Raw genomic sequence first — 26,247 nt, 5'->3', positions numbered from 1 at the left:
AAAGGAAACGGTTTTTTAATTCATTACATTCAATTCTTCCGTACGACGTGGCGGATACGATTCCCACTGACTACAACCGGGGCACTGCCAATAAAACTGGCGCGCCTTGAAACCGCAATAATTGCACTGGTAGCGGGCCAGCTTTTGGGTATAGCCATGCACCAGGTTTTTTACCAAAGACAGGTCAGGGCGCACTTCGGGAGGCGCCTCCATCAATCTGGCTTCGAGGAATTTGTCGAGTCCGAGCAGCGTCGGCGTGCGCCGCAACTCGTCGCTCACTAACTGATTGGCAGCATCGACGCCATCAAGTTCCAGCACCGCCTTGAACACGACTTCGAGTAGATCAATGGAAGACGCTTGCGCGAGGTAATTTTTAAGAAGGTTAACCCCTTCCTGAGGCCGGCCAACTGTGCGGTATCCATCCATCAATCGCTGGGCTACCAGGGCGACGTGCGGGACGCTTTGCTGTTCGACACGCCGCCATGCCATCAGCGCGGCCTCAATGTCACCCTTGGCAAGATAGGCATCGCCTATCAGCATTGCTGCACGTACGTTGCTACGGTCATTGGCCAATGCCTTCTCAAGCATGGCGAGTGCTGAATCAGGGTGCGTATGGACTAGTTCGTCTTGCGCCAGTTCGCAATAAAACTGCGCGATCTCTTTCTGTCGGCCACCGGCACCCGATTCCTGTAGCGCGCGTGCGGCGTCTATGGCGCGCATCCATTCCTTTTCACGCTGGTAAATTTCCAGCAAGGCTCGTCGGGCTTGTGCGCTGTACTGCGTATCCACCAAGCTATTGAAGGTTTCCTCTGCACGATCTAACAAGCCGGCTTTCAGGTAATCCTGACCAAGTTCGTAGAGCGAATGTACTTTGGATTCCTGTGGCAGGTCTGGCCGTGCAAGCAAGTTCTGGTGTACGCGGATTGCGCGTTCAATTTCCCCACGGCGTCGAAACAAGTTGCCTAAGGCAAAATGCAGGTCGACCGTTTCGGGGTCCAGCTTGACGATTTCAATGAAGGCATCAATGGCCTTGTCGGGTTGCTCATTCAGAAGGAAATTGAGACCCTTAAAATACCCTCGCGGAAGGCTGCGGGATTCGGAGACAAGTTGATTGATGTCGACACGTGCGGCAATCCATCCTAGTCCAAAAAAGATCGGTATGCCAAGCAGCCACCAGGTTTCAAATTCCATGCGGTTTCTTGTTGTCTGTAATGATTTGTTGACCTACGCTATCCGGTTGCGGAGGTTGCGCTCGTGCATGTTCTTGCGCAACGTTTTCCTGCTCCATGGTCACAATGGTTTTTTTGTGACGATTGAGTTCGCGGCGGTGGCGAAAAACCGTAGGCAGCATGGCGAGAATTCCAAGCGCAGCGCCGCCCGTAAAAAACGCCAGCAGCAGCATGACCAACGGTCCGCGCAATTCGTAATCGAAGAAAAAGCGTAATGCGACTTCCTGCGTATTCTTCAGTGCAAAGCCAAAGAAAACGATAAAGAGGATAACCGCGACAATACGAAAAAGGATTTTCATGCCGCAATGCCCAGTTTGGTTTGGAGAACACGCAATGTAGTCATGGAGGTAAAAACTTGCCGAAACTTGTAGAAGAAATTGAAATTGTACGTGAAAAAAAACGGCACCCTAGGATGCCGTTTTGATTTACTGCGAATTTGCATGACGACCGATGTTTCTCGTTTCGGGCGCGGTCTTGATGCCGACAAATCCTGTTCAAAATACCACTGAAACTTGTGCTTGGCAGAAGTACAGCGCAGACATTTTGGGATATATCGTCACCGGAGGTGCGTCATTGTCGTTGGCAAGTGCAGGCGACAATGACGCAAGATCGCGATTCAGTCTTCCTTGATCGGCTGTCCGACCATGGCGTCGACCCGCTCCCGCAATTCCTTACCCGGCTTGAAGTGCGGAACCCGCTTTTCCGGGACCATCACCTTGTCGCCTGACTTGGGATTACGGCCAATCCGCGGCGGCCTGCTATTTAAGGCAAAGCTGCCAAATCCGCGAATTTCAATGCGCTGGCCGTTCGACAAAGCGTCGGCCATTGCATCTAGTATGGTTTTGACCGCGTAATCCGCATCCTTTGCAACCAGTTGCGGATAACGCTCGGCCAGACGGGCAATCAGCTCCGACTTCGTCATGTATTACTCTCGATGCTTACTGCTTGTTGTCGAGTTTTGCCTTCAGCAGTGCACCCAGGCTGGTTGTGCCGGAAGCCGCGTTGGAGTCAGCAGACATCTTCTGCATGGCTTCTTGCGTTTCGACATTGTCCTTCGCCTTGATGGACAGCTGGATGCTGCGTGCCTTGCGGTCGATGTTGATGACCAGAGCTTCGACCTTGTCGCCGACCTTCAGGTGCGTACCGGCATCTTCCACGCGATCGCGGGAGATTTCGGAAGCGCGCAGATAGCCTTCAACTTCGTCGGACAACTGGATCACAGCGCCCTTCGGCTCAACCGACTTGACGGTACCGGTCACAATCGCGCCCTTGTCGTTCATGGCGGCGTAGTTGTTGAACGGGTCACCTTCGAGTTGCTTGACGCCCAGAGAAACGCGCTCACGCTCGACATCGATTGCCAGCACGACGGCTTCGAGTTCATCACCCTTCTTGAACTTGCGGACGGCTTCTTCGCCGGCTTCAGTCCAGGACAGGTCGGACAGGTGCACCAGACCATCGATGTTGCCCGGCAGGCCGATAAACACGCCAAAGTCGGTGATCGACTTGATCGCGCCGCGAACCTTGTCGCCCTTCTTGTGCGACATCGCGAAATCATCCCAAGGATTCGGCTTGCACTGCTTCATGCCGAGGGAGATACGGCGACGCTCTTCGTCGATTTCCAGAACCATAACTTCGACTTCGTCGCCCAACTGGACAACTTTGTTCGGAGCAACGTTCTTGTTGGTCCAGTCCATTTCGGAGACGTGGACCAGGCCTTCGATACCCTGCTCGACTTCGACGAATGCGCCGTAGTCTGTCAGGTTGGTGACCTTACCGAACAGGCGTGTGCCTTGCGGGTAACGACGGGACAGACCTGTCCACGGATCGTCGCCCAACTGCTTGACGCCCAGCGAAACGCGGTTCTTTTCCTGATCGTACTTGAGAACCTTGGCAGTGATTTCCTGGCCAACGGACAGGACTTCGGACGGGTGACGCACACGACGCCATGCGAGGTCGGTGATGTGCAGCAGGCCGTCGATGCCGCCGAGGTCAACGAACGCACCGTAGTCGGTGATGTTCTTGACGATACCGGTGACGACAGTACCTTCCTTCAGGGTTTCCATCAGCTTGGCGCGCTCTTCGCCCATCGATGCTTCGATGACGGCGCGGCGGGACAGCACAACGTTGTTGCGCTTGCGGTCCAGCTTGATGACCTTGAACTCCATGGTCTTGCCTTCGTACGGCGTCGTGTCCTTGACCGGACGGGTATCGACCAGCGAACCCGGGAGGAAGGCACGGATGCCGTTGGTCAGAACGGTCAGACCGCCCTTGACCTTGCCGTTGACGGTGCCGGTAACGATCTCGCCAGACTCCATCGCTTTTTCGAGCGAGAGCCACGATGCCAGACGTTTGGCTTTGTCACGCGACAGGATAGTGTCGCCAAAACCGTTTTCCAGCGATTCGATCGCAACGGAAATGAAGTCGCCAACCTGGACTTCGAGTTCGCCGTTGTCGTTCTTGAATTCTTCGATGGGGATGAAAGCTTCGGATTTCAGGCCGGCGTTAACGATCACAAAGTTGTGGTCGAGACGAACGACTTCAGCAGAAATCACTTCACCGGAACGCATGTCCTGACGGGAGAGCGACTCCTCGAACAGGGCTGCAAAGCTTTCCATACCGGTTGATTCTTGTTGCGCAGTAGACATAAATTAGAAAAGAGGGGTTAGCCAGTCATAATCGGTTCTAGTCGATTACATACTGGGTTAAGTTCATCAACACTCGCCAAGGCCTTGCGCCAGAACGGGCACCAATCGCACTACAAAAGCAGCGTACGGTTACGCGTGTTTCTTTACCGCTGCGTACCACTGGAGCACTTGATCGACCGCTTGATCTGCAGTCATATCCGACGTATCCAATATGTGCGCCCCTTCCGCCGGTTTCAATGGTGCGATGGCACGACTTGAATCACGCGTGTCCCGCTCCCTCAAATCTTTGAGAAGGTCTTCCATATTAGCAGGAAAACCCTTGTCAATCAATTGCTTATATCGTCGATATGCACGCGCTTCCACACTTGCTGTCAGGAAGATTTTGAGAGTGGCATGGGGAAAGATAACGGTGCCCATATCGCGTCCGTCGGCCACCAGTCCGGGCGGCGCCCGAAAGCCCAGTTGCAGGCCAACCAAGGCATGGCGCACTGTCGGCAAAACTGCAATTTTTGATGCAGTATTACCAACTTCTTCTGCCCGGATAGCGGAAGTGACATTTTCATTGGCGAGCCAGACCTGATCGCCAATGAACTTGCATGGCAGCTTTTCCGCGGTCTTGGCCAGTGCATGCTCGTCGTTCAGGGCAACGTTGTGACGCAGCGCGCTCAACGCGGTGAGGCGGTAGAGCGCCCCTGAATCGAGATAGTGAAAACCGAGCTGCTGCGCGGCGCGATGCGCAACAGTGCCTTTGCCGGACGCGGTTGGCCCGTCAATCGTGATGACGGGAATCGGGTGGGTTTGCATCGTATGTTGTTCCGATGGCGCGGTTGGCGCTCAGCTCAGTTAGAGGTCAGATGAGTTCGCCGCGGGTGATTGCGGCAAACGCATCAAAGTAGTCTGGAAACGTCTTGGCAACACATTTCGGGTCATTGATCCGGATTGCCGCGCCCTTCCGCGCAGCGCCGTCCAGTGAAGCGAGTGAAAAGCACATCGCCATCCGATGGTCGTCGTAGGTATCAATGGCCGCCCCGAGAATCCGGTCCGGCGGCGTAACCCGCAGGTAGTCCGCGCCCTCCTCCACAATGGCCCCGACCTTGCGCAATTCTGTTGCCATTGCGGCAATCCGGTCGGTTTCCTTTACGCGCCAGCTGCCGATATTGCGAAGGATGCTGGGGCCGTCGGCATACAGGGCGGCAACGGCGATCGTCATCGCGGCATCCGGTATGTGGTTGAAGTCGGCATCGATCGCCTTCAGGACACCGTTTGATGCGGCTTCGATCCAGTTGTCGCCCATGGTGATGGTGGCGCCCATCTGCTCCAGCGCTTCGACAAAACGGACATCGCCCTGAATGCTGTCGCGGCCGACGCCTTCCACGCGCACCGGACCACCGGCAATCGCCCCGGCGGCAAGGAAGTATGACGCGGACGATGCATCGCCTTCGACATGGATACTCCCCGGACTGGCGTAGCGCTGGCCGGCGGCAATGGTGAATGACTGCCAGCCATGACGCTGTACCTCGACACCAAATCGGCGCATGAGGTTGAGTGTGATTTCAATGTAGGGTTTGGAGATCAGTTCACCGATGACGTCGATCACGACCGGCTCCTCGCGCGCAATCAACGGCGAGGCCATCAGCAGCGCAGTCAGGAACTGGCTGGAGACATTACCCCTGACCTGCATGCGGCGCGAATGAATCTGGCCGCGGCGGATATGCAGCGGCGGATATCCCGGCTGGCCGGTGTATTCGATGCGCATGCCAACTGCGTTGAGGGCGTCAACCAGATCGCCGATGGGCCGCTCATGCATGCGCGTAACGCCATGCAGGGTATAGTCGCCGCCAATAGCGGCAAGAGCGGCTGTCAGCGGTCGGATGGCGGTACCGGCATTGCCCATGAACAGATCCGCCTGATGCACCGGCAACACGCCGTCAACGCCGTGCACAACATATTCCTGCGACTCGCCAACCTGCTCCCAGCGCACACCAAGTTTTTGCAGCGCCATCAGCATGACATGCGTATCATCCGAGGCCAGCAAGTCATGGATTCGGGTTGTCCCCTGCGCCAGTGCGGCCAGCAGCAAGGTGCGGTTGGAAATGCTTTTCGAGCCTGGCAGACGAACCGTGCCTTGGGCGCGAATTGCTGGTTGCAAGTCTAGATGATGCGGATGATTCTTCATTAGTCGCCGCCCTGTTTGTTCTGTTGTTCGGCTGCCTCGATTGTCTTGATCCAGTTATGGCGTGCACGCTGCGCATTTGCATAGACCGATTCAATCGATTTACCATCACGCTCCGCGAGTAGAGCGCGCAGGCTTGCCAGTTGTTCCATGTAAGCGTCCAGCTCTCCCAGCAAGGCGGCTTGGTTCGCCAGAGAAATATCGCGCCACATTTCGGGTGACGAACCGGCGATCCGGGTGAAGTCACGAAATCCGCTCGCGGCATACTGGAACAGCAAGTCCGCATGCGGTTTGCGCGCGATGTCGTCGACCAGCGCATAGGCCAGCAGGTGGGGCAAGTGACTGACGGCGGCAAAGACGCGGTCGTGTTCTTCGGCGGTCAGCCGATGAATGATGGCACCGCAACGTTTCCAGGCGCCTGCCACACGCTCGACGTCTTCCGCGCTGTTTTCGGGAAGCGGCGCAAGCACCGTCTTTTTGCCGACGTACAAGTCTACAATCGCCGCGTCGGGGCCATTCTGCTCCCTGCCCGCGATGGGATGGCCAGGCACGAACTGGCCGATTTTGTCGCCGAGCATCTTGCGAGCAGCGACCACGACGTCGGACTTGGTACTGCCGGCGTCAGTGACGACCGTTCCAGGCTGCAGGTGCGGCGCAATTGACGCCAGGATCGCTTCCGTTTGCGCCACCGGGGCGGCAATCAGGATCAGGTCGGCCCCGATTACGGCATCCGCGACGACATCGCAGGCGGTGTCAATGATGCCAAGTTCTTTGGCACGCGCCAAGGTTTCCATGCGGCGGCCGACACCGACGACTTCCTGAACGGCCGCAGCCTTTTTCAACGCAAGCGCAAACGAACCGCCGATCAGTCCGACGCCAAAGACAGAAATTTTCTTGAACACAATGATCCGCCGGGCAAAAAAGTCGTGTCAGGACAGAATGCTTTTCAGGGCATCGATGAATCCGGCATTTTCTTCCGGCAAGCCGATCGAAATGCGCAGCCATTGCGGCAGACCGTAGTTGCCTACCGGGCGCACGATGACGCCTTTCTTCAGCAACTCGAGATTAATACGCGCACCTGCGCCATCGTCGTTGCCGACGCGCACCAGCACGAAGTTGCCGTAAGACCGGACGTACTCGAGATTCATTGCATCAAACGCCTCTGTCAGCTGTTTGTATCCTTCCGCATTCAGTCGCGCGCTCTTTTGCAGGAAGGCGCTGTCATTGAGTGCGGCAATTGCTGCGGCCTGGGCTGCGGAATTGACATTGAACGGCTGGCGGATACGGTTCAGCAAGTCAGTGATCGCCGGCTGGGCAATGCCGAAACCGATACGCAGTCCGGCCAGACCGTACGCTTTCGACAGCGTGCGCGATACCAGCAGGTTGGGATACTGGCGCACCCAGGCGATCGATTCGTATTGCAGCTCAGGGGCGAGGTATTCGTTGTAGGCTTCGTCGAGGACGACGACGACGTTCTGCGGCACCTTGGCGAGGAAGGCCGCAATATCGGCCGCCGGAATGAAAGTTCCGGTCGGATTGTTGGGATTGGCAATGAAAACCAGTCGCGTATCGGTCGTGATTGCCTTGGCCATTGCATCCAAGTCATGTCCGTAATCCTTGGCGGCGACCATGATCGCGCGCGCACCTACAGCCTGCGTGGCAAGTGCGTAGACCGCGAAGGAGAATTCCGCATACACCACGGATTGACCGGGCTGGACGAACGCGTGCGCAGCCAGTTCAAGAATGTCATTGCTGCCATTGCCGAGGGTGATCCATTCGGCGGGTACATCGTACTTTCCGGTGATCGCCTGTTTCAGCTCGAATCCGTTGGCGTCCGGATAACGACCGAGGTCGGCCATGGCGCCCAGCATCGCCTGCTTTGCCGACTCCGGCATACCGAGCGGATTTTCATTGGAGGCGAGCTTGATGATCTTTGCTTCGTCCAGGCCGAACTCACGCGCCACTTCCGCGATGGGTTTGCCTCCCTGGTAAGGGGCAATGGCACGAACGTAATCGGGACCGAATTGAATAGACATGATGGCTTCCAAAAAAGGCGCCTCGCCGCTGCTACGGAGAATTGTGTTCCTCGTGCAGCGAGCGGGCAATCAATAAAGACTGAATGGATAGGAGCCGAGCACCTTGAAGAACGCGGCGTTATGCTTGAGTTCGGCGAGCGCGTCAGCGACTTTTTGCTCCTGCGCATGGCCTTCCACGTCAACGTAGAAGTAATATTCCCAGGTGCCGATCCGGGCCGGGCGCGATTCGAAGCGGGTCATCGACACGCCATGCTTTGCCAGCGGCGCCAGCAGGTTGTACACGGCACCCGCCTTGTTCGGTACTGCCAGCACCAGTGAGGTCTGGTCCTTGCCGCTGGGCGCAGGTTGAAGACGGCCGACAACCGCAAAACGCGTACGGTTGTGCGGATCATCCTGGACATGGGCTTTCACCACGCCGAGGTTGTAACGCTGACCGGCAATTTCGCCTGCGATGGCAGCCATCGTTGGATCTTCGCTGGCCAGCCTTGCCGCTTCACCATTCGAGGCGACAGCCTGCCGTTCAATCTGGGGATAGTTCTGGTTAAGCCATGTCTGGCACTGCGCCAGGGCCTGCGAATGCGCACAGATACGGGTAATGCCTGTCATGCTGCCGGTCTTGGTCATCAGGCTGTGATGGACCGGGATTGACAGCTCGCCACTGATCGTCAGTGTGGTTTGCAGCAACAGATCAAGCGTACGATTAATCGCACCTTCCGAGGAATTCTCAACCGGGACAACGCCGAAGTCAGCCGTGCCGGCTTCCGCTGCGCGGAAGACTTCATCAATCGAGGTACACGGCACGCCTTCGACGGCGTGGCCGAACTGCTGATACACGGCTTGTTCGCTGAAGGTGCCTGCCGGCCCGAGGTAGGCAACGTTCACTCGTCGTTCCAGCGCGCGGCAGGAGGACATGATTTCGCGGAAAATGGTTTGCACATCGCCGCTGTCCAGCGGCCCGGGATTGCGGGTCGCCACTTTCTGCAGGACCTGAGCTTCGCGCTCCGGGCGGAATACCGGGGCGTTGGTTTCCGCCTTGACGTGCCCCACCTCTTGCGCAATAAGCGCACGACGATTGAGGAGGTCGAGCAATTGTGCGTCGATCGCATCGATCTGTTCACGCAGGGGTTTGAGTTTGTCGTCCGTCATAGTATCTGTTATCGAGGCGCCGGTCGGTCGCCGGCGGGGTCGCAGGAAGCGTCCGCCTGAGCGCGGACGCCTGGCTACTGCAACGTCATTCCTGGAGTCGCCGCAACGGGTTCAACCGTGCTTCTTCTCGAACTCTTTCAGGTATTCGACCAGTGCCTGCACACCCTCAACTGGCATCGCGTTGTATATCGATGCGCGCATGCCGCCGACAGACTTGTGGCCTTTCAGCTGCAGCAGGTTGCGTTCCTTCGCACCGGCGAGGAATGCGTCGTTCAGGGACTCGTCCCTCAGAAGGAAAGGCACGTTCATGCGTGAACGGCATTCCTTCGCAATCTTGTTGCTGTAAAAATCGGTTGCGTCGAGGTAGTCGTACAGCAATGCCGCCTTTGCAATATTGCGCTGCTCCATGGCCACAACGCCGCCCTGCTTTTTCAGCCACTGGAATACCAGCCCGGCGATGTAAATTGAATAGGTCGGCGGCGTGTTGTACATCGAATTGTTGTCGGCAACCAGTTTCCAGTCGAATGCCGACGGACAGATCGGCAACGCGTGTCCGATGAGGTCTTCGCGCACCACCACCAGAGTCAAGCCTGCCGGGCCGATGTTCTTTTGCGCACCACCAAAAATCACGCCGTACTTCGACACGTCGATAGTTCGCGACAGGATGTGCGAGGACATATCGGCAACCAGCGGTGCATCGTTAGTCTCGGCGCTGACGTCGGGCGTGTACTGAAATTCGACGCCGTCGATGGTTTCATTGGTGCAGATGTGCACGTAGGCCGCGTCCTTCGACAGCTTCCAGCTATCGCGCGGCGGAATCGTCGTGAACTTCTGTGCCTCTGACGACGCCGCCACATTGACGGTGCAGTATTTCTTCGCTTCCTTGATCGACTTGGACGACCACGATCCGGTGTTCACGAAGTCAACTACGGCGGGTTGCGATTTGCGGCCGATGAGGTTCATCGGCACGATCGCGTTTTCGCCTATGCCGCCACCCTGCAGAAACAGGATCTTGTAATTGGCGGGCACGCCGAGCAGTTCGCGGAAATCGCGCTCCGCGGCTTCATAGATGGAAATGAATTCCTTGCCGCGATGGCTCATTTCCATCACGGACATGCCGCTGCCATGCCAGTCGAGCATTTCTTTGGCCGCCTGCTGCAGCACTTCCTGCGGCAGCACCGCAGGACCCGCCGAGAAGTTATAGACCCGCGTCATTCTTCCTCCGTGCCGCCACCGTTTTCTTCTTCCACGTCCGTCTCGAGAATACGCTGCAAGCCGCTCAGCTTGGTACCGTCTTCGACGGCGATCAGTGTAACGCCCTGGGTCGCGCGACCCATTTCGCGTATCTCGGAGACGCGGGTGCGAATCAGCACACCGCCGGTGGTGATGAGCATGATTTCGTCGTTCGGTTCGACCAGGGTCGCGGCAACCACCTTGCCGTTGCGCTCACTGGTCGAGATCGCGATCATGCCCTTGGTGCCGCGGCCATGACGGGTGTACTCGGTGATCGGCGTACGCTTGCCGAAACCGTTTTCCGTCGCGGTGAGCACCGACTGCTGCTCATTCTCCGCCACCAGCAGGGCGATCACCTGCTGCCCTTCTTCCAGGCTCATGCCACGCACGCCGCGGGCATTGCGGCCCATCGGGCGCACATCGTTCTCATCAAAGCGGACTGCCTTGCCTGAATCCGAGAACAGCATCACATCATGCTTGCCGTCGGTCAGCGCTGCGCCGATCAGGAAGTCGCCTTCATCGAGATCAACTGCAATGATGCCGGCCTTGCGCGGATTGCTGAACTCGGTCAGCGGCGTCTTCTTGACTGTGCCGAGGCTGGTCGACATGAACACATAGCGATCTTCCGGGAAGGTCCGGTTTTCGCCCGACAACGGCAGTACCACGGTAATCTTCTCGCCGTCCTGCAGCGGGAACATGTTGACGATCGGCTTGCCGCGCGAATTGCGCGAACCCTGCGGCACTTCCCAGACCTTCAGCCAGTACAGACGGCCACGGTTGGAGAAGCACAGGATGTAATCATGTGTATTCGCAATGAAGAGTTGATCGATCCAATCGTCTTCTTTCGTCGCCATCGCTTGCTTGCCGCGCCCGCCGCGCTTCTGGGCGCGGTATTCGGATACCGGCTGCGATTTCATGTAACCGGTATGCGACAGGGTAACCACCATGTCCTGCGGCGTAATGAGGTCTTCCGTGCCGAGGTCGGTGGCATTGAGTTCGATCTGCGAACGGCGCACATCCTTGCTGCCTGCGCCATATTCGTTCATGGCAGCGTTCAGTTCGTCGGTGATGATGGCCGTGACACGCTCCGGCTTGGACAAAATGTCCAGCAGGTCGGCGATCTGCGCCATGACTTCCTTGTACTCGTTGACGATCTTGTCCTGCTCGAGGCCAGTCAGGCGCTGCAAGCGCATCTGCAGGATTTCCTGCGCCTGTTCATCGGACAGTTTGTACAGCCCGTCCGGCTGGATACCGTAGTGTCTGGGCAGGTTCTCGGGACGGAATGCCTCGATGCCGCCGGCGTTTTCCGCGCCGGTACGCGCCAGCATTTCACGCACTAGAGAAGAATCCCAGGCGCGCGCCATCAATTCGGACTTCGCAATCGGTGGCGTCGGCGCGGCCTTGATGATGGCAATGAAGTCATCGATATTGGCTAGTGCAACCGCCAGACCTTCCAGCACATGGCCGCGCTCGCGTGCCTTGCGCAGTTCGAATACGGTCCGGCGCGTGACAACTTCGCGGCGATGCGACAGGAAGCATTCCAGCATCTGCTTCAGGTTCAGCAGCTTCGGCTGGCCGTCGACCAGCGCGACCATGTTCATGCCAAAGGTATCCTGCAACTGGGTCTGCTTGTACAGATTGTTGAGAACCACTTCCGGCACTTCGCCGCGCTTGAGTTCGATTACAACCCGCATGCCCGACTTGTCGGACTCGTCGCGAATGTCGGAGATACCTTCCAGTTTCTTGTCACGGACCAGTTCGGCAATGCGTTCCAGCAGCGACTTCTTGTTAACCTGGTAGGGCAATTCGTCAACGATGATCGCGGTGCGACTATCCTTGCCGAACTCTTCGAAATGCGTCTTTGCGCGCATGACGACGCGACCACGACCGGTGCGATAGCCATCGCGCACGCCGGACACGCCATAGATGATGCCGGCGGTCGGAAAATCCGGTGCCGGAATAATTTCGATCAGTTCATCTACCGTACACTCGGGAGTGCGCAAGACGTGCAGCGCGCCGTTGATCACTTCGGTGATGTTGTGCGGTGGGATGTTGGTCGCCATGCCGACCGCGATACCGGACGAACCGTTGATCAGCAGGTTGGGAATACGTGTCGGCAGGACCGACGGTTCCTTTTCCTTGCCGTCGTAATTAGGGACGAAATCGACCGTCTCCTTTTCGATGTCGGCCAGCAGTTCACTGGAAATTTTGTCCAGGCGGCACTCGGTATAACGCATCGCCGCGGCATTGTCGCCATCGACCGAACCGAAGTTCCCCTGCCCGTCCACCAGCGTGTAGCGCAGCGAAAAATCCTGTGCCATACGGACCAGCGTGTCGTAAATCGCCTGGTCGCCGTGCGGATGGTATTTACCCATGACTTCGCCGACCACACGGGCGCACTTGACGTACGGGCGGTTCCAGACGTTGTTGGTCTCGTGCATGGCGAACAGCACGCGGCGGTGCACCGGCTTCAAGCCGTCGCGCACATCCGGAAGCGCACGACCCACGATCACGCTCATTGCGTAATCGAGGTAGCTCTTGCGCATCTCTTCTTCAAGGGAAATCGGGATAGTCTCTTTGGCGAATTGATCCATTGGCGAGTTGGCTTTTCTGTGCTGTCGTTGGCTGGGTGTCTCGGAATGGCGTCGCATGAAAACCACGGCGCCAAACATTGGATTTTAGCATGGAGGAGGCCTTCCTCTCGCGCGAGACCAGCTATTTGCAGGCCATTTGCGCTAATACAGGACGTTTTGGCAAAAATGTGTTTAAATTAAATGTTGCAGCAAGTTAATTACATTCGAATACACGGCTTTTTGTACCTCATGCGTAAAAATACGGCTTTTGCCATCCTACTCAGCGTCTGCGCAGGCAGCGTCTTTGCGCAAACCTTCTCGGATATCCAGGCAAAGCAGGAGAACAACGCTTATCTGCAGGACAGCCGTGGCGTGATCGCCCGCAGCCCGTTTGGTTTGTGCTGGCGCACGGGCACCTGGACTCCCGCCGACGCGGTACCCGGTTGCGATGGCGACCTGGTTCCGCCGCTCGCCAACCCTATTGCACCGCCAATTGCCAGCACAGCGCCTGCTGCACCTACCCCCATACCGACACCAAAGCCATGCGATTTTTCTGTCACGCTTGGTAGTGATGAGAGCTTTGCGTTTAACAAATCCGTATTGAGCAGCGCTGCCAAAAAACGCATTGATGGCGAAGTGATGAGCAAACTGGCCAATTGCGCCAAGGTCGACATGATTGTCGTGACCGGGCATGCTGACCGCCTCGGTTCGCAGCAGTACAACCAGAAGTTGTCGGAAAAGCGTGCGGATGCGGTAGCCGCTTATCTAAAGAGCAAAGGAATCCGCGCCGAAGTGAATACGTCTGGCGTCGGTAAGACGCAGCCTCTTAAGGCCTGCGATGAAAAATTGACACGCAAGCAACTGATTGACTGCCTTGCACCCAACCGCCGCGTGGCCATCGAGGCCCGAGGTGTCGCCCAATAACTAAAATAACAGGACCTAATCCTGAGCAAAGGCATCAAATTCACACAAAAATGCTACGAATTTTTGATCATCCGTTGCAAAAACCCAACGGGTGGCTAAAATCGCCATACCATTGATTTGGCAACAATCGATGTATAGCGCGCCTATGGCAAAATGTAGTTAACTAAAGATCATTGCAGGTGAACAACCTTGCAAAAAGATGATCTAATAGCATCCGGAAGTTTGGTTTTTCTATTAGTTCTAAAAAAAGTGGTACTTGTTGCGCAGTTAATCTGCGGATATCTCAACCAAGAGGAAAAATATGAATAAATTAGCACTCGTCTTTGCTGCGTCCGCAGTTGTCTCGTTCTCTGCTTCGGCTCAGCAAGACATCCAGGCCAAGACTCCGAACAGCGCCTACCTGCAAGACAGCCGCGGTGTCGTCGCTCGCGACCCGTTTGGTCTGTGCTGGCGCACAGGCACCTGGACACCGGCAGATGCCGTTCCAGGTTGCGATGGCGAGATTGCAAAGCCGGCTGTTGCGCCTGCTCCGGCACCAGCACCGGCACCTGCTCCGGCACCTGCTCCGGCACCGGCCCCGACTTCCGAGAAGGTCACTTTTGCTGCTGACACCTTCTTCGATTTCGACAAGGCTGTTCTGAAGCCGGACGGCAAAGCCAAGCTGGACGACCTGTCGTCGAAGCTGCAAGGCATGAACCTCGAAGTTGTGATCGCTGTCGGCCACACTGACTCCGTCGGTTCCGACTCCTACAACCAAAAGCTGTCGGTCCGCCGTGCTGAAGCTGTCAAGGCATACCTGGTTTCCAAGGGCGTCGAAGCTAACCGCGTCTACACCGAAGGCAAGGGCGAGAAGCAACCAGTTGCTGACAACAAGACAGCCGCTGGTCGCGCCAAGAACCGCCGCGTTGAAATCGAAGTTGTCGGTACACGTAACCGCTAATCGATTGACTGCTGGCAAAGCCCCGCTCCGGCGGGGTTTTTTTATGCCTTTTCGCCAAGCAAATCCTCCGAAAACTCGCGGTTTAAAAGCAAGCGCCCTCCAATCCCGCTATCATTCTGTGTATGAATGCCGACCCTCTAGAACTACAGAAATTCAGCGATCTTGCCCACCGTTGGTGGGATCCGACGTCCGAATTCCGCCCGCTACACGAAATCAATCCTTTACGTCTTGAATGGATTAACGCCCGGGCTCCCCTGGCCGGCAAGACGGTCGTGGATATCGGTTGTGGCGGCGGCATCCTAGCCGAGTCAATGGCACGCAAAGGCGCCAAGGTTACCGGTATCGACCTCTCGGAAAAAGCCCTCAAGGTCGCCGACCTGCATAGCCTCGAATCCGGAGTACAGGTACGCTATGAACTGATTTCCGCCGAAGACCTCGCGGCACGCGAAGCTGGCGCTTATGACATCGTCACCTGCATGGAGATGCTGGAACATGTACCGGACCCTGCCGCTGTGGTGAAAGCTTGCGCAACACTCGTCAAACCGGGCGGCCACGTGTTCTTCTCGACCATCAACCGCAACCCCAAGGCTTATCTGTTCGCAGTGATCGGTGCCGAGTACGTGCTTCGCCTACTGCCAAAGGGAACGCATGACTACGCGAAGTTCATTACGCCGGCCGAGCTGAGCCAATTTGCGCGCAATGCCGGACTGGTGGTCGACAAGCTCAAAGGCATGGGCTACAACCCGTTGACAAAGATTTATTCGCTGAACCAGGATACGGACGTTAATTACCTGGTTGCCTGCACCCGCCCGGCGTGATCCTTATGCGGCGACTGTGCAACATCCGCACAGCCGCCCTGCCCTCCTGCCGGCCCCATCCTCCGACCGAAATTCACGATTAGCCATGCCCCTTACCTCACCTCGCGCCATTCTGTTCGACCTCGACGGGACGCTTGCTGACACTGCTCCGGACCTGGCCGGCGCCATGAACCGTGTGCGAGCCGCACGCGGGCTGGCACCTACTCCCTACGAATTGCTGCGTCCTGTCGCCTCGGCCGGAGCGCGCGGATTGATCGGGGCGTCCTTTGGCCTCAAACCCGAAGACGATGGCTTTGCCGAACTGCGAACCCTCTTTCTGAACACGTATGAAAGCGCGATCGCCATCGATACACGTTTGTTTGACGGCATTGAACGACTGCTCGATGAAATGCAGATCAGGAATATTGGCTGGGGAATCGTCACCAACAAGGCTGCCCGCTTTACCGATCTGCTGGTGCCGAAAATCGGCCTTGGTCATGCCGGCTGCGTCGTTTCGGGCGACACTACACCGCATTCAAAACCGCATCCCGCCCCGCTTCTCGAAGCAGCGCGTCGGCTTGGCTTGCCGCCGGAGCAATGCTGGTATGTGGGTGACGACTTGCGCGACATTCAGGCCGGTCGTGCCGCAGGAATGGCGACCGTGGCTGCTTCCTGGGGTTATTGTGGCCATGTAGAGCCTGAAACATGGGAAGCCGATGCGATTGCGGCCTCTCCTCTTGAGGTATGCGAATTAATTCGCGCAGCCTCTTGAAATCGCAAAGTGACGCCTCATCTGGTGAGGTACAATAGCAGTACTGTTTTGGGGACGACCTGGTTTCGACAGGGGTTGCAAAGCAGCGCAGGGCATACCGAGGACTGGCTACCTCGTAAATCCAACCGGAAATGCTTAAATGCAAACGATGAATCTTACGCTCTCGCAGCGTAAACCACTAGAAACCTAAGAACTTTCTAGCTCTACACCATCTCTTCCCTGGGGTGGGCTGGCAACAGCAGTAGAGTCATTTACAGGGAATCGCGTTGCGTCGGGTCACTTGGCGTAACGTTAAATTTAGGTGACTCGCCTAGACGAAGCGTGTGCGTCCGCGTCGGCTGGGTTAAAACCAATTGGCAGCACTAAGTATGTAGAACTGTCTGTAGAGTGCTTCTGGACGCGGGTTCGATTCCCGCCGTCTCCACCAAATTTCAAGATGGTCTGGGCCCCTCTAGACCATATGTAGGCCAGTATTTACGAGCGCTTACGTTTGTTTTCCGATCCGGCACCGATAGTCTACGGTAGCCTGTTCTGGTCTCGGTATCGTCACAAATTTGTCACAGCCGCGTCATAGGTGGAGTTCACCTATGATCGACTGGGTTATCGCTACACTTCCCTTCTCTTCTGTGAAATGGTCAAAAAAACGCGTCGCCTGAAAGGGCTGAACGTGGCATGAATGATGTGGCAAAGCGGTAGCGCATAGCTCACACGTTCCGTACGGCATTAGCCGGAGCCGCCATGGCTGAAGTCATCAGCTAACAAGGTTTATTGCAGATGTCGCCATCAACGAGACGGAACCGGCAGTCCACCACCTGAACCAAAGGAACCCAGAGGAGCGTCCTACCTTCGCAGGCTGGACATGAATACATGAAGTAGAGGTAGCGACGCCGAGTGGATCAGTCGCAAAGATAATTGCCGCCGGCCTGCTTTGTTCGCAAGTCGGCCCCTTGTCCAATATGCAGGTTCTTATTCCTGCAGCCAATTAATTAATCCGGTGATTTCCCCGCCATTGAGGCTCGTCCGTTCGCTCTTCCACACTGTGTCCTGATCCACCGGGGCCATGGCAAATGTAAGCACCGATAATCAATAACTGTCGCAATTCATCCGGCGTCAGTCTCTCGGCGGCAGAGGACAACACCTCTGCATACATCATGGCAACCGTTTCAGGTTCCACATTCTTTGTTTCGAGCCGCATCAGCAGGGACATTATTTGGTACTGGTCCATAGCCGTCTCCACAAGGACATGCGTCCTTAAGGATTGTCGGATCATGATTAATCTGTATGGTTCATTACATACCAGCTTGCAATAATCGGACTTACGCAAAAAATTTACTCATTTCAAAATTTACTGCATGGCTCAGTTCACCTTCAGTTCCACACCCGATACCACTACGCGATTCCTTCCGCCATCCTTCTCGCTATAGAATGCTTTGTCCGCGCGTGACAAGGTATGTTCAATGGCTTCCCAGTTCCGGTATTCGGCAACGCCGACGGAGATCGTGACACTTCGGCCGTCTGCCATTTCGGGAAAGCGCATCTCTTCGATACGCTGCCGGATGCGCTCGACGAAGAACTGGGCGTCGCTGGCATTGGCGCCAACCAGCAGCAGAAACTCTTCTCCACCGTAGTGTCCGAAGCAATCGGTCTTGCGGATATCGCCCTGAATCTTCAACGCAACGCGCATCTTATTGGGCCCAGGTAACAAAAAACCAAAATTGTTGATACCAGAACTTGAAGCAAGCGAATATTTCAAGAAATGTAACGCTGGCCGATTTTACCGACGTCCTATGTACGATAGAGTACAGATGGAAATGTTAACGGAAGGTAAAGTAAGCCGCAAAGGAGGCTACTTGCTCGACTATTCAACTTCGGACAAAACACAACGTGATCGTTTCTTATCGGTCTTGGTGACTTCAGCAGACGCCCAGATGGCAGACATGATTGCGGCAATGCTCACTGCATGTGGACACGCGACGTCACAAATTGCAGGGCACGTAGAAGGCCTGCGAGTCATGGATAGTTTTGTGTTTGACGTCCTTGTGATCGCGGTAGATCAGGATGGGTCCACCAGCCTTGCGTTTGCCATTGCTGCGAAAGCCAAGTTGCCGGCCATCCGAATAGTCTGGATCAGCCAGGAGGTCGGTACGCCGCCTGTGCTGGCAAAATCGGTTATCGACGCATTTCTCGGTATTCCATTTACCCTCGATCAATTACAAGACTGTGTGCAAGAGCGTTTACCGGCGCCACGTTCGTAACAACTTTGTGCGTACGTGGCGATAAGACATTACCCGGCCATTATCCTGACATTACCTGTCGAGCTTACAAATCTACATGCTCGGCCTTGGGAATTTCTACAATTCTAAAGCCGGGTTGTTCCGGATACGAGCGTTGCAACAAGGGTTTGGCGACGTTATAGACAGGGATGTTATTGACGGTTTTTCCCTCCAGGGTGCCGCGGTGGGCATGTCCATGGAATACCGCTGTTACCGGATAGCGGAGCAAGGGCTCTTCCAGACGGCTCGTGCCAAGGAAGGCATATATTTCAATCGGCTCACCTTGTACCGTGGCTTCGATCGGTGAGTAATGAAGGATTGCGATGCGTTGACTGGTACGAAGCTTGGCAAGTGCATGCTCCAGCTTCAATACTTCACGGATTGCCTCGTCAACGAACTGCTTGATGATGCTTTCGCCCCAAGGTCCCAGCGCACGGCGCCCGAATCCGCCAGCAAAGCCTTTTACGCCTGCAAAGCCGACACCATGGATTTCACAGGCGTCACCATCGAGTACGCGTACTCCGGCTTCTGACAGGATCCGCTTAACGTCATCCTGCTGTCCCGATTCGAAATCATGATTACCCAGAACGGCAATCTTGGGAATACGAACAACATCCAGTTCCTGCGCCAGCACGTGTGCTTCGGCAGGCGTGCCGTAATCCGTCAGATCGCCGCACAGCAACAGGATATCGGCGCTTTCATTTGCCTGCGCAAACAGGGGTCGCAACTGACCGCCCGAGGTTTCGGTGCAATGCAGATCACCTACTGCCGCCAGTCGCACTTTATCCTGTGATATCACATTGAACTCCTTCTCTCACTTTAAAGGGAACGGTAACCTGATGTCGGTATTCGCTTGGTTAAATTTCACTTCACTTGTCGGGAGCAAGAGCCGTACCGGATGCAAAGATTTCTGCTGCTTATCTACCTTTACTGCTGCTGGGCATAGGTTTTGCTGCTATTCATGACAGACATGTTCACTAGTCCAGTGCATGCCTGCAACGTGGAAGCGCCGGTCGTAGCGATGCGGCCCCACATCGATAAAATTTCGTGGAGCACGCCATGCCCGCAGCCTCATTGAGCTCACCGGTAGATGGAATTAATTGCGATCCGACACTTCACTTTTATCGCCATGTCATGCAAACCTTGCGCGATGCGGATATTCCCTTCCTTGTAGGTGGCGCTTATGCATTAAGTTACTACACAGGCATGGTCCGTCCGACGAAAGACCTTGATCTGTTCATCTGCCGTCAGCACTATGACCGCGTCAGCGAAGCACTCCAGCAAACCGGTTATACGACCGAACTGCCCTTTCCGCACTGGCTGGGAAAGGTGCGTACCAATGGCGACCTGGTTGATCTCATCTTTAGTTCCGGCAACGGCGTCGCAGAAGTCGATGATGCCTGGCTGGAACACGCCCCCACAACGGAAGTGCTCGGCGTACCAGTAAAAATTTGTCCGGTCGAGGAAACCATCTGGTCCAAGGCCTTCATCATGGAGCGGGAACGTTACGACGGCGCAGACATTGTTCATCTGATTCGCGCCTGTAGCGAAACCATGGACTGGCATCGCTTGCTACGGCGTTTTTCCTTCCATTGGCGGGTATTGCTCAGTCACCTGACACTGTTTGGCTTCGTGTACCCTGCGGACCGGGACATGATCCCGTCCTGGATCATGATGGAATTGACTGAACGACTGCAGCAGGAAGTCCTCGGCAAGCCATCCATGCAGCCGGTATGTGCAGGAACCTTGTTATCACGCGAACAGTATCTCGTCGACGTGGAGGAACAGGGTTATCAGGACGCACGGTTGCATCCGTTCGGCAACATGACGCCGGGGGAAACGTCAATTTGGACAGAAGCGATCAAGAACAAGTCTTGATGCAGACGCGAGCAGGCCTGTATAGAAGCTAGAAGCCTGCATGCTCAACGGAAGATTCTGCGCCGGCTTAGGCAGGCAATTCCGCTACAAGTCTTCAATGCTTATTTCGAGCGCTGGCGTTTCTGTGCTTCTGCATTGATGCGCAAGATCAGCAGATCGTATTCGACACTGGCCTGATATTCTTGCCGCGCCTTCTGATACGACGCTGCAGCAATTTCGATCAGGCTGGCTAACTCGCCGGCTGTCAGACGATCAGAGACGGCTGACAGGGACTTCGCGTGCTCTCTTACCATCGTGGTCCACGATGCATCAACGCTGGCTTCGTAACCCTTGATGACCTTCATTATCTCGGCCGGGGACATGATTTCCTCTTTACGGTTGGGAGTCATGCCATTAAGCCGCTTTCCATGAACAAGTAGCTTGTCTCGCCTCAAATTGGCATCTATTGGCACTTGAGAATAATCGCGCTTGAGACGCATGCTGTCGTGCGCATGGAATTCGATGAACCATGGAAATTTATTTTCCCCGCGGAAGGTTTCAAGCTGCAAGCAGGTTTCAATTTAAATATGACCGGGTAATGTTGAAACTTTCGGCGAACCCAATCATCGCAGGTGAACGGGTCGATGAATCGCGTTGCCCTGGAATTTAAACGGAGAAATACCATGTCGAATCTTAAGAGAACTCGTGAAGAAGACGAAAAGAGAGCGCCCAAAGAGCGCTCATCGCACGGCGATAACTCGGCTTCGGAAACCCCGAAGGACGTCGCCCCACAAGATGCGGCATCCCGCGATGTGACCGAAAGGCGGCTGAGGTCGGATGATCCGGAAGAGAAGGAGCAGGAGCTTCTGGATGATGCGGTCGAGATGACCTTCCCGGCGAGCGACCCGCTTGCCGTAACGGGTGGCGTAACGCGCATCGAAGTACCGAAACCTTGATGTGCCGGGCGTATGTCCGCTTCAGGTCGCATCGCTGCGGACATCACTGCATAGTGCACTACGCATAGCGGCGTGCACAGGCGCATGCCGCATTATTGTCAGCACCGGGCAGGGGTATTTCCCAGATCCCTGCATTATTTACCGCTTATCCAAACTACCACCACGATCCTATTTCACTCAGCTCTGAAACACGCCGATGACAGCAATCCCGTGAGACAAAAGCATTGAGAACACGCTTGCATTATTGAACGAAGCGTACACCTTCATTCCAAGCCGTTGCGAACGACTGCAGCCCGATGTTTTTGAAACCCGGCTCATGCTGCAGAAGGTCATTTGCGCAATGGGTGAAGATGCCGCGGCAATGTTTTATCAATTGGATCGTTTTACCCGGAATGCCGGCAGAAGCTGATATCCGGCGACAAGAGCTACTTCGAGGGCTTCGTACAGGAAGTGCGTCGCTTCTATCCTTTCTTTCCGGCCGTAGGCGGACGGGCGCTGGTCGATTTTGAATGGCGTGGCATGCGCATCGAAAAAGGCACCTGGGTTTTGCTCGCAGTGAGAGAAGCCTCGACAGACCTGGGGATGTGGCGGTCACTGCGGCACAGGCACCGTCGCATTACCAGACACCGGCGTTGCGCAACTAACGCCGGCATTGCACACAGCGGTGTTCACGGCCATGGCATCGGCGTGACGTCGCGATATTGTGTCCGACCAGATTCCTCGGACGCCGGTTTCTCCTCCCCTTCACTAAGTTTGGGTCCCAGAATCTCACTCAACTCACGATGTGATGCCTCAAAGTCGGATTCCATCAGCGGGAAATCCTTGTTTGGCCAGTTTGCGATTGCCCACTTCGTATATTCTTCAAATCGCTGTAACAGCATCGCCGCATACTTGTCGCATTCCGCCTTGCTTGCCATCTGCATTCTCCTGTGTCATAGGGTTTAAGCCGTACACCGCAATATCATCATCGGCAAACCGTGATGTCGCGTCGACCGGTGACTGATTGCCGTTACTCAAGTGACGTAGACCGGCGTGGTTGGTGCGGTGCGTGCATTTCCTGCAAATTAGACGAAGCCTTTATGTGATGGTTCGACGTTGCCTGTGGTTACCGTTAACGAACCAGTCGTTACGCACGGTGACGCGGGTCGGAACACGGTTGTCCGTCGCGGTGCGTGTTAAGCAGAACTATCCTTTTCTGCCGCCATCATACAAAAAGATTCTTGCCGGCGCCGCTTCTGACGTACGCCAATCTTAGAGGCAAGGAATATAAACAAGGAGGATTACATGGCACCAGAAACCAAGCATTTGCTGGATGAAGCAGACGTCGGCAGTGGTGAAAAGACTCCCGGTCAACGTGACGTCGAACGCGACGAAGAAATGCGCCTGAGCGACGAGCAGCCGACACCAGGGCGGATGCTGCAAAGCGGCACGCACCTGGCGCGCATCCTCGCCGTCAAGCAACCGGACGATACCTATGAAGCACAGGTTTATGTGCGTCTGACACGCGAACCGGAGGTCGCCGAAACCTATATCCCCGCCGGCATTTTCGGGACGGAAGCCGAGGCATGGAAAGCCGCCGAAGAACGCGCCAATCGCGCATTCACCGAAAATGAGTTCTGACTTACCACGTCCTTAGCCCGTTCCTGCTGCGGGCTTCCCGGTTTTCTCGCTTCGCAGGTACTTTCAGGCCGTGAAAGTACCTCTGTCAGAAAACGCACTTCCTGCGCCCCTTGCCCCACTCCTTCCCGACTTCGGGGATAGTGTGGTATTGTCAATTGCAAAAATATAAACAGCACCTGTCGAATGGATCGGACAGGCTTTAGTGATCGGGGATACATCGCCCGGTCATGACTATCGCGTTTGCAGAGACCGCATGAACCGTTGCATCCACCAGGCAGAGTCGACTAACCATGCTGACACAACAGCGACCAGGGGCAAACTTCTTTCTCTTCCAGAGGCCAGACGCGGCATGCTGCCGGTCATACTGTGGCCGGCAATCTCCCTGTTACTAGCCACACTCTTATGGGTCACGACAGCAATCACGCTGAGCGATGAACGGCGCGAGGCCGAGATCAGCGCGCTGGCTGAAGCACAGACACTGTCACAAACTTATTCCGATTATATTGCCCGCACAGTCGAGCAGGTTGACCAGCTGACGCTGCTGATCAGATATCAGTGGGAGCGTTCCCGCCAGTCCTTACGCCTGGAAGACCTCGGCAGCCAGGGTGCTTTCCCGATGGCGCACTATGCGCTGGCGACAGTCATCAACGCGGAAGGCCGGCCCGTTACCGCAAACCGGCCTATAGGATCGGCCTTGATGCGGTTCAATGACCGTGACTACTTTGTCTACCATCGCGACAATCCTTCCCGTGCCTTGCGTATCGGGACACCGATTGTCGGCCGGGCCTCGCAGGTTCCGGTCATCCAGTTCACCCGACGACTGGAACGTGAAGACGGCAGTTTTGACGGCGTCGTCCTGGTCTCGGTCACGCCCGGGTATCTCACCGCATTCTTTGACGGTTCACGCCTTGGAAGGCTTGGCATGCTGGCCGTGGTTGGCGCGGATAGCATAATGCTGGCATACAAGATCGGACCATCCGTATCCGAGGATGAATCCTATACCTCCAGGAACGCCCTGCGCGGCATACCGCCCCTCAGTGCGTCTCAACAGAATGGCAGCCTGATCGGACCAGAATGGTTTCCCGATAAGCGTCCGCGCTATGTGGCGACAATACCGGTTGCGGCTTACCCGCTGATTGGCATGGCAGGAATCGCCCAGGAAGAATATCTGCTCTCTTACGCACAGGCTCGCCGCAACATTTTGCAGGCGGCGATTGCCGCCAGCGTGATACTGCTGCTGTTCAGTGTACTTGGAAGCGCATGGTCCCTGCGGCGCGCACGCCACAAGCAACAACAGCTTGAAGTTCAAGAAACGTACCGGCTCGCCACGGAAGGGGGCAACGAAGGGTTTTACATGCTGCGTGCCGTGCGTGACCGCGTCGGCAACGTCGTCGATTTTGAAGTGGTCGATTGCAACGAGCGGGGCGCATGGTTTTATGGGGCGGGCCGCGACCAGTTTGTCGGTGCACGCTCGTCCCAGTTGAATGCACCGGCCTACTTCCCGGTAGTCATGGAGCTTTACCGGAACGCGTTGCAGTCCGGCTTCTATGAAGACGAAACCAAGATCCCGCCGGGCAGTCCCATCGTCGTCGAGTGGGTACACCGGCGGCTGGTGCGCTCGGGTGCGGGACTGGCCATTACCTTCAGGGATATTTCGCACATCAAGGCGCATGAGCGTGAACTATCGCGCATGGCCAATGAAGACGCCCTCACCTTCCTTCCCAATCGGAACTGGCTCAAGCATCATCTTCCCGGCATGCTTGACGTTGCGCGGCAATCGGGCAGCGCGCTCGCACTCATGTTTGTCGACCTCGACAACTTCAAGAACGTCAACGATTCGCATGGGCATTCGGCTGGGGACGAACTGCTGCGCTCCGCTGCCGAGCGACTCAGATCGCTGGTACGCCCGGGCGACCATGTCGTGCGCCTGGGCGGAGATGAATTCACCGTGATCCTGCATCCTGTCGAACACCAGGATGAAATAGCCATCGCCGCGACGCGGATTGCGCAGGCCTTTCATCATCCTTTTGACCTGGTGCACGGCAAACATGCGATCAGCGCGTCGGTCGGCATCAGTATTTTTCCGCGCGACGGTCATGACACGGAAGCGTTGCTGAAGAATGCAGACATTGCGATGTACCAGGCGAAGTCCGACGGCAAGGGCCATTTCCGCTATTACGAGCAAAGCCTGGCCGATCGCTTGAAAGCACGCCTCGACATGGAGCGTGCCCTGCAGCTGGCGCTAAGCCAGAATCAATTCGTTCTGCATTATCAGCCGCGGGTCGATACGCTGACCGGTGAGCTGCGTTCACTCGAAGCACTGGTACGCTGGAAGCATCCTGATCTGGGGCTGGTGCCGCCGCTGGAATTTATCCCGCTGGCGGAAGAAACCGGCATGATCCTGCGACTTGGCGAACTGGTTCTGGAAGAAGCCTGCGCACAGATCTCCCGCTGGAAAGCCATGCCCCTGAAGCTGGTTCCGGTGTCGATCAATGTCTCGCCTTACCAGTTCAATCACGGCGACATTCATCATACGGTGACCGCCTGCCTGCAAAGGCATCGACTCGAACCGGATCTGGTTGAAATCGAGATCACCGAATCATCGATGATGGGTGAACATGCCGAGGTTTCCGCCGAAATGACCGCCCTGCGTGCAATGGGGGTGAAGCTGCTGGTCGATGATTTTGGCACAGGTTTTTCATCGCTGTCCCAATTGCAGCGACTGGAGATGGATGGGCTGAAGGTGGATCGTGCTTTTACTGCCGAACTCGTCAAGAAACCGGAAGGGGAAGTCTTTTTCCGCGCCATCATGTCCATGGCCCATGCACTAGGGATGAGTGTGGTCGCCGAAGGGGTTGAAACCAAGGAGCAGTTGCAGGCACTGCGCGCCATGGCGTGTGACGAAGCCCAGGGATATTTCATTTCCCATCCGGTTCCGGCTTCCGACGTGCGGGCCTTGCTGCAACGGCGTTTCCTGCTGCCGTCGCATGATGAGGCAGCGACTACGGCACCATAAATACTCGCCTCCGGTTTGGTCCATTTTCTGATTTGATCCGTTTTTTCCTTCCGTGAA

Annotated in this window: 25 protein-coding genes and 1 other RNA gene; 10 read left to right on the top strand and 16 right to left on the bottom strand. The window is 56.0% G+C overall.

The features are described 5' to 3' along the window. Positions 1-15 precede the first annotated feature (15 nt). From lapB to gyrA, 11 genes are all read right to left on the bottom strand, one after another. Entirely contained in the window at positions 16-1,191 is a 1,176-nt protein-coding gene (gene lapB / locus ASE07_RS04665; protein WP_057289650.1) for a lipopolysaccharide assembly protein LapB, read from the bottom strand. Next, on the bottom strand, positions 1,181-1,528 hold the full coding sequence (locus ASE07_RS04660; RefSeq protein ID WP_057289649.1) for a LapA family protein: 348 nt from the start codon (positions 1,526-1,528) through the stop codon (positions 1,181-1,183). Before ASE07_RS04660 ends, lapB begins: the two co-directional genes overlap by 11 nt. Positions 1,529-1,845: 317 nt before the next feature. Then, positions 1,846-2,151, bottom strand: coding sequence for an integration host factor subunit beta (locus tag ASE07_RS04655; RefSeq protein WP_057289648.1), 306 nt, complete (start codon positions 2,149-2,151; stop codon positions 1,846-1,848). Between the two features lie 16 nt (positions 2,152-2,167). After that, complete coding sequence (gene rpsA, locus ASE07_RS04650) at positions 2,168-3,874, bottom strand: 30S ribosomal protein S1 (RefSeq protein ID WP_268793404.1); 1,707 nt, start codon at positions 3,872-3,874, stop codon at positions 2,168-2,170. A 129-nt stretch (positions 3,875-4,003) separates the two neighbouring features. Further along, entirely contained in the window at positions 4,004-4,678 is a 675-nt protein-coding gene (cmk, locus tag ASE07_RS04645; RefSeq protein ID WP_057289646.1) for a (d)CMP kinase, read from the bottom strand. A gap of 46 nt (positions 4,679-4,724) precedes the next feature. After that, the gene (gene aroA / locus ASE07_RS04640) at positions 4,725-6,050 is read right to left on the bottom strand and encodes a 3-phosphoshikimate 1-carboxyvinyltransferase (protein ID WP_057289645.1); all 1,326 of its coding nucleotides are present in this window, start codon (positions 6,048-6,050) and stop codon (positions 4,725-4,727) included. Further along, positions 6,050-6,949, bottom strand: a complete 900-nt coding sequence (locus tag ASE07_RS04635; RefSeq protein WP_057289644.1) for a prephenate dehydrogenase — start codon at positions 6,947-6,949, stop codon at positions 6,050-6,052. Before ASE07_RS04635 ends, aroA begins: the two co-directional genes overlap by 1 nt. Before the next feature lie 27 nt (positions 6,950-6,976). Then, the gene (gene hisC, locus ASE07_RS04630) at positions 6,977-8,083 is read right to left on the bottom strand and encodes a histidinol-phosphate transaminase (protein ID WP_057289643.1); all 1,107 of its coding nucleotides are present in this window, start codon (positions 8,081-8,083) and stop codon (positions 6,977-6,979) included. Positions 8,084-8,152: 69 nt separating this feature from the next. After that, positions 8,153-9,229: a prephenate dehydratase gene (pheA, locus tag ASE07_RS04625; protein ID WP_057289642.1), complete on the bottom strand. Its 1,077-nt coding sequence runs from the start codon at positions 9,227-9,229 to the stop codon at positions 8,153-8,155. Between the two features lie 111 nt (positions 9,230-9,340). Then, the gene (gene serC, locus ASE07_RS04620; RefSeq protein ID WP_057289641.1) at positions 9,341-10,444 is read right to left on the bottom strand and encodes a 3-phosphoserine/phosphohydroxythreonine transaminase; all 1,104 of its coding nucleotides are present in this window, start codon (positions 10,442-10,444) and stop codon (positions 9,341-9,343) included. Continuing rightward, positions 10,441-13,056 carry a DNA gyrase subunit A gene (gyrA, locus tag ASE07_RS04615; RefSeq protein WP_057289640.1) on the bottom strand — a complete coding sequence of 872 codons (2,616 nt, stop codon included), beginning with the start codon at positions 13,054-13,056 and terminating at the stop codon, positions 10,441-10,443. Before gyrA ends, serC begins: the two co-directional genes overlap by 4 nt. 228 nt (positions 13,057-13,284) lie before the next feature. On the opposite strand from gyrA, the gene ASE07_RS04610 reads away from it, so the two are divergent. The 5 genes from ASE07_RS04610 to ssrA all read left to right on the top strand — a co-directional run bounded on the left by ASE07_RS04610 (position 13,285) and on the right by ssrA (position 16,895). Continuing rightward, positions 13,285-13,959, top strand: a complete 675-nt coding sequence (locus tag ASE07_RS04610) for an OmpA family protein (RefSeq protein ID WP_057289714.1) — start codon at positions 13,285-13,287, stop codon at positions 13,957-13,959. 301 nt (positions 13,960-14,260) lie between these two features. Further along, positions 14,261-14,899: an outer membrane protein OmpA gene (ompA, locus tag ASE07_RS04605; protein ID WP_057289639.1), complete on the top strand. Its 639-nt coding sequence runs from the start codon at positions 14,261-14,263 to the stop codon at positions 14,897-14,899. A gap of 122 nt (positions 14,900-15,021) precedes the next feature. Continuing rightward, positions 15,022-15,717 (top strand): bifunctional 2-polyprenyl-6-hydroxyphenol methylase/3-demethylubiquinol 3-O-methyltransferase UbiG, encoded by a 696-nt coding sequence (gene ubiG, locus ASE07_RS04600; protein WP_057289638.1) that lies wholly within the window; start codon positions 15,022-15,024, stop codon positions 15,715-15,717. Between the two features lie 85 nt (positions 15,718-15,802). After that, positions 15,803-16,468: an HAD family hydrolase gene (locus ASE07_RS04595; protein WP_057289637.1), complete on the top strand. Its 666-nt coding sequence runs from the start codon at positions 15,803-15,805 to the stop codon at positions 16,466-16,468. A 50-nt stretch (positions 16,469-16,518) separates the two neighbouring features. Continuing rightward, positions 16,519-16,895: a transfer-messenger RNA gene (gene ssrA, locus ASE07_RS27930) on the top strand. Between the two features lie 555 nt (positions 16,896-17,450). Here the strand turns inward: ssrA and ASE07_RS04590 are convergent. Together ASE07_RS04590 and ASE07_RS04585 are read right to left on the bottom strand one after the other, a co-directional pair. Continuing rightward, positions 17,451-17,693 carry a hypothetical protein gene (locus tag ASE07_RS04590; protein WP_156396389.1) on the bottom strand — a complete coding sequence of 81 codons (243 nt, stop codon included), beginning with the start codon at positions 17,691-17,693 and terminating at the stop codon, positions 17,451-17,453. Positions 17,694-17,825: 132 nt separating this feature from the next. Beyond that, the gene (locus ASE07_RS04585; protein WP_057289635.1) at positions 17,826-18,152 is read right to left on the bottom strand and encodes a GGDEF domain-containing protein; all 327 of its coding nucleotides are present in this window, start codon (positions 18,150-18,152) and stop codon (positions 17,826-17,828) included. A 121-nt stretch (positions 18,153-18,273) separates the two neighbouring features. Between ASE07_RS04585 and ASE07_RS04580 the strand changes: the two genes are divergently transcribed. Next, complete coding sequence (locus ASE07_RS04580; protein WP_156396387.1) at positions 18,274-18,723, top strand: hypothetical protein; 450 nt, start codon at positions 18,274-18,276, stop codon at positions 18,721-18,723. Positions 18,724-18,787: 64 nt separating this feature from the next. Here the strand turns inward: ASE07_RS04580 and ASE07_RS04575 are convergent, their stop codons facing one another. After that, entirely contained in the window at positions 18,788-19,540 is a 753-nt protein-coding gene (locus ASE07_RS04575; RefSeq protein ID WP_057289633.1) for a metallophosphoesterase family protein, read from the bottom strand. A gap of 260 nt (positions 19,541-19,800) precedes the next feature. Between ASE07_RS04575 and ASE07_RS04570 the strand changes: the two genes are divergently transcribed. Then, entirely contained in the window at positions 19,801-20,619 is an 819-nt protein-coding gene (locus ASE07_RS04570) for a nucleotidyltransferase (protein WP_057289632.1), read from the top strand. A gap of 101 nt (positions 20,620-20,720) precedes the next feature. On the opposite strand, the gene ASE07_RS04565 is transcribed toward ASE07_RS04570, so the two are convergent. Continuing rightward, on the bottom strand, positions 20,721-21,167 hold the full coding sequence (locus ASE07_RS04565; protein WP_057289631.1) for a hypothetical protein: 447 nt from the start codon (positions 21,165-21,167) through the stop codon (positions 20,721-20,723). A gap of 114 nt (positions 21,168-21,281) precedes the next feature. Between ASE07_RS04565 and ASE07_RS04560 the strand changes: the two genes are divergently transcribed. Beyond that, positions 21,282-21,554 carry a hypothetical protein gene (locus ASE07_RS04560; protein ID WP_057289630.1) on the top strand — a complete coding sequence of 91 codons (273 nt, stop codon included), beginning with the start codon at positions 21,282-21,284 and terminating at the stop codon, positions 21,552-21,554. Between the two features lie 668 nt (positions 21,555-22,222). Here the strand turns inward: ASE07_RS04560 and ASE07_RS04555 are convergent. Continuing rightward, positions 22,223-22,471 (bottom strand): hypothetical protein, encoded by a 249-nt coding sequence (locus tag ASE07_RS04555; RefSeq protein ID WP_057289629.1) that lies wholly within the window; start codon positions 22,469-22,471, stop codon positions 22,223-22,225. Between the two features lie 367 nt (positions 22,472-22,838). Between ASE07_RS04555 and ASE07_RS04550 the strand changes: the two genes are divergently transcribed. Together ASE07_RS04550 and ASE07_RS04545 are read left to right on the top strand one after the other, a co-directional pair. Then, complete coding sequence (locus tag ASE07_RS04550; RefSeq protein WP_235548350.1) at positions 22,839-23,174, top strand: hypothetical protein; 336 nt, start codon at positions 22,839-22,841, stop codon at positions 23,172-23,174. Positions 23,175-23,427: 253 nt separating this feature from the next. Beyond that, complete coding sequence (locus ASE07_RS04545; RefSeq protein ID WP_082583957.1) at positions 23,428-26,190, top strand: bifunctional diguanylate cyclase/phosphodiesterase; 2,763 nt, start codon at positions 23,428-23,430, stop codon at positions 26,188-26,190. The last annotated feature ends 57 nt before the right edge of the window (positions 26,191-26,247 follow it).

This window comes from Noviherbaspirillum sp. Root189, assembly GCF_001428545.1.
GTDB lineage: Bacteria > Pseudomonadota > Gammaproteobacteria > Burkholderiales > Burkholderiaceae_D > Noviherbaspirillum.
The sequence above is the reverse complement of the archived record's forward strand: the minus strand, read 5'-3'. Positions and strand labels throughout refer to the sequence as shown.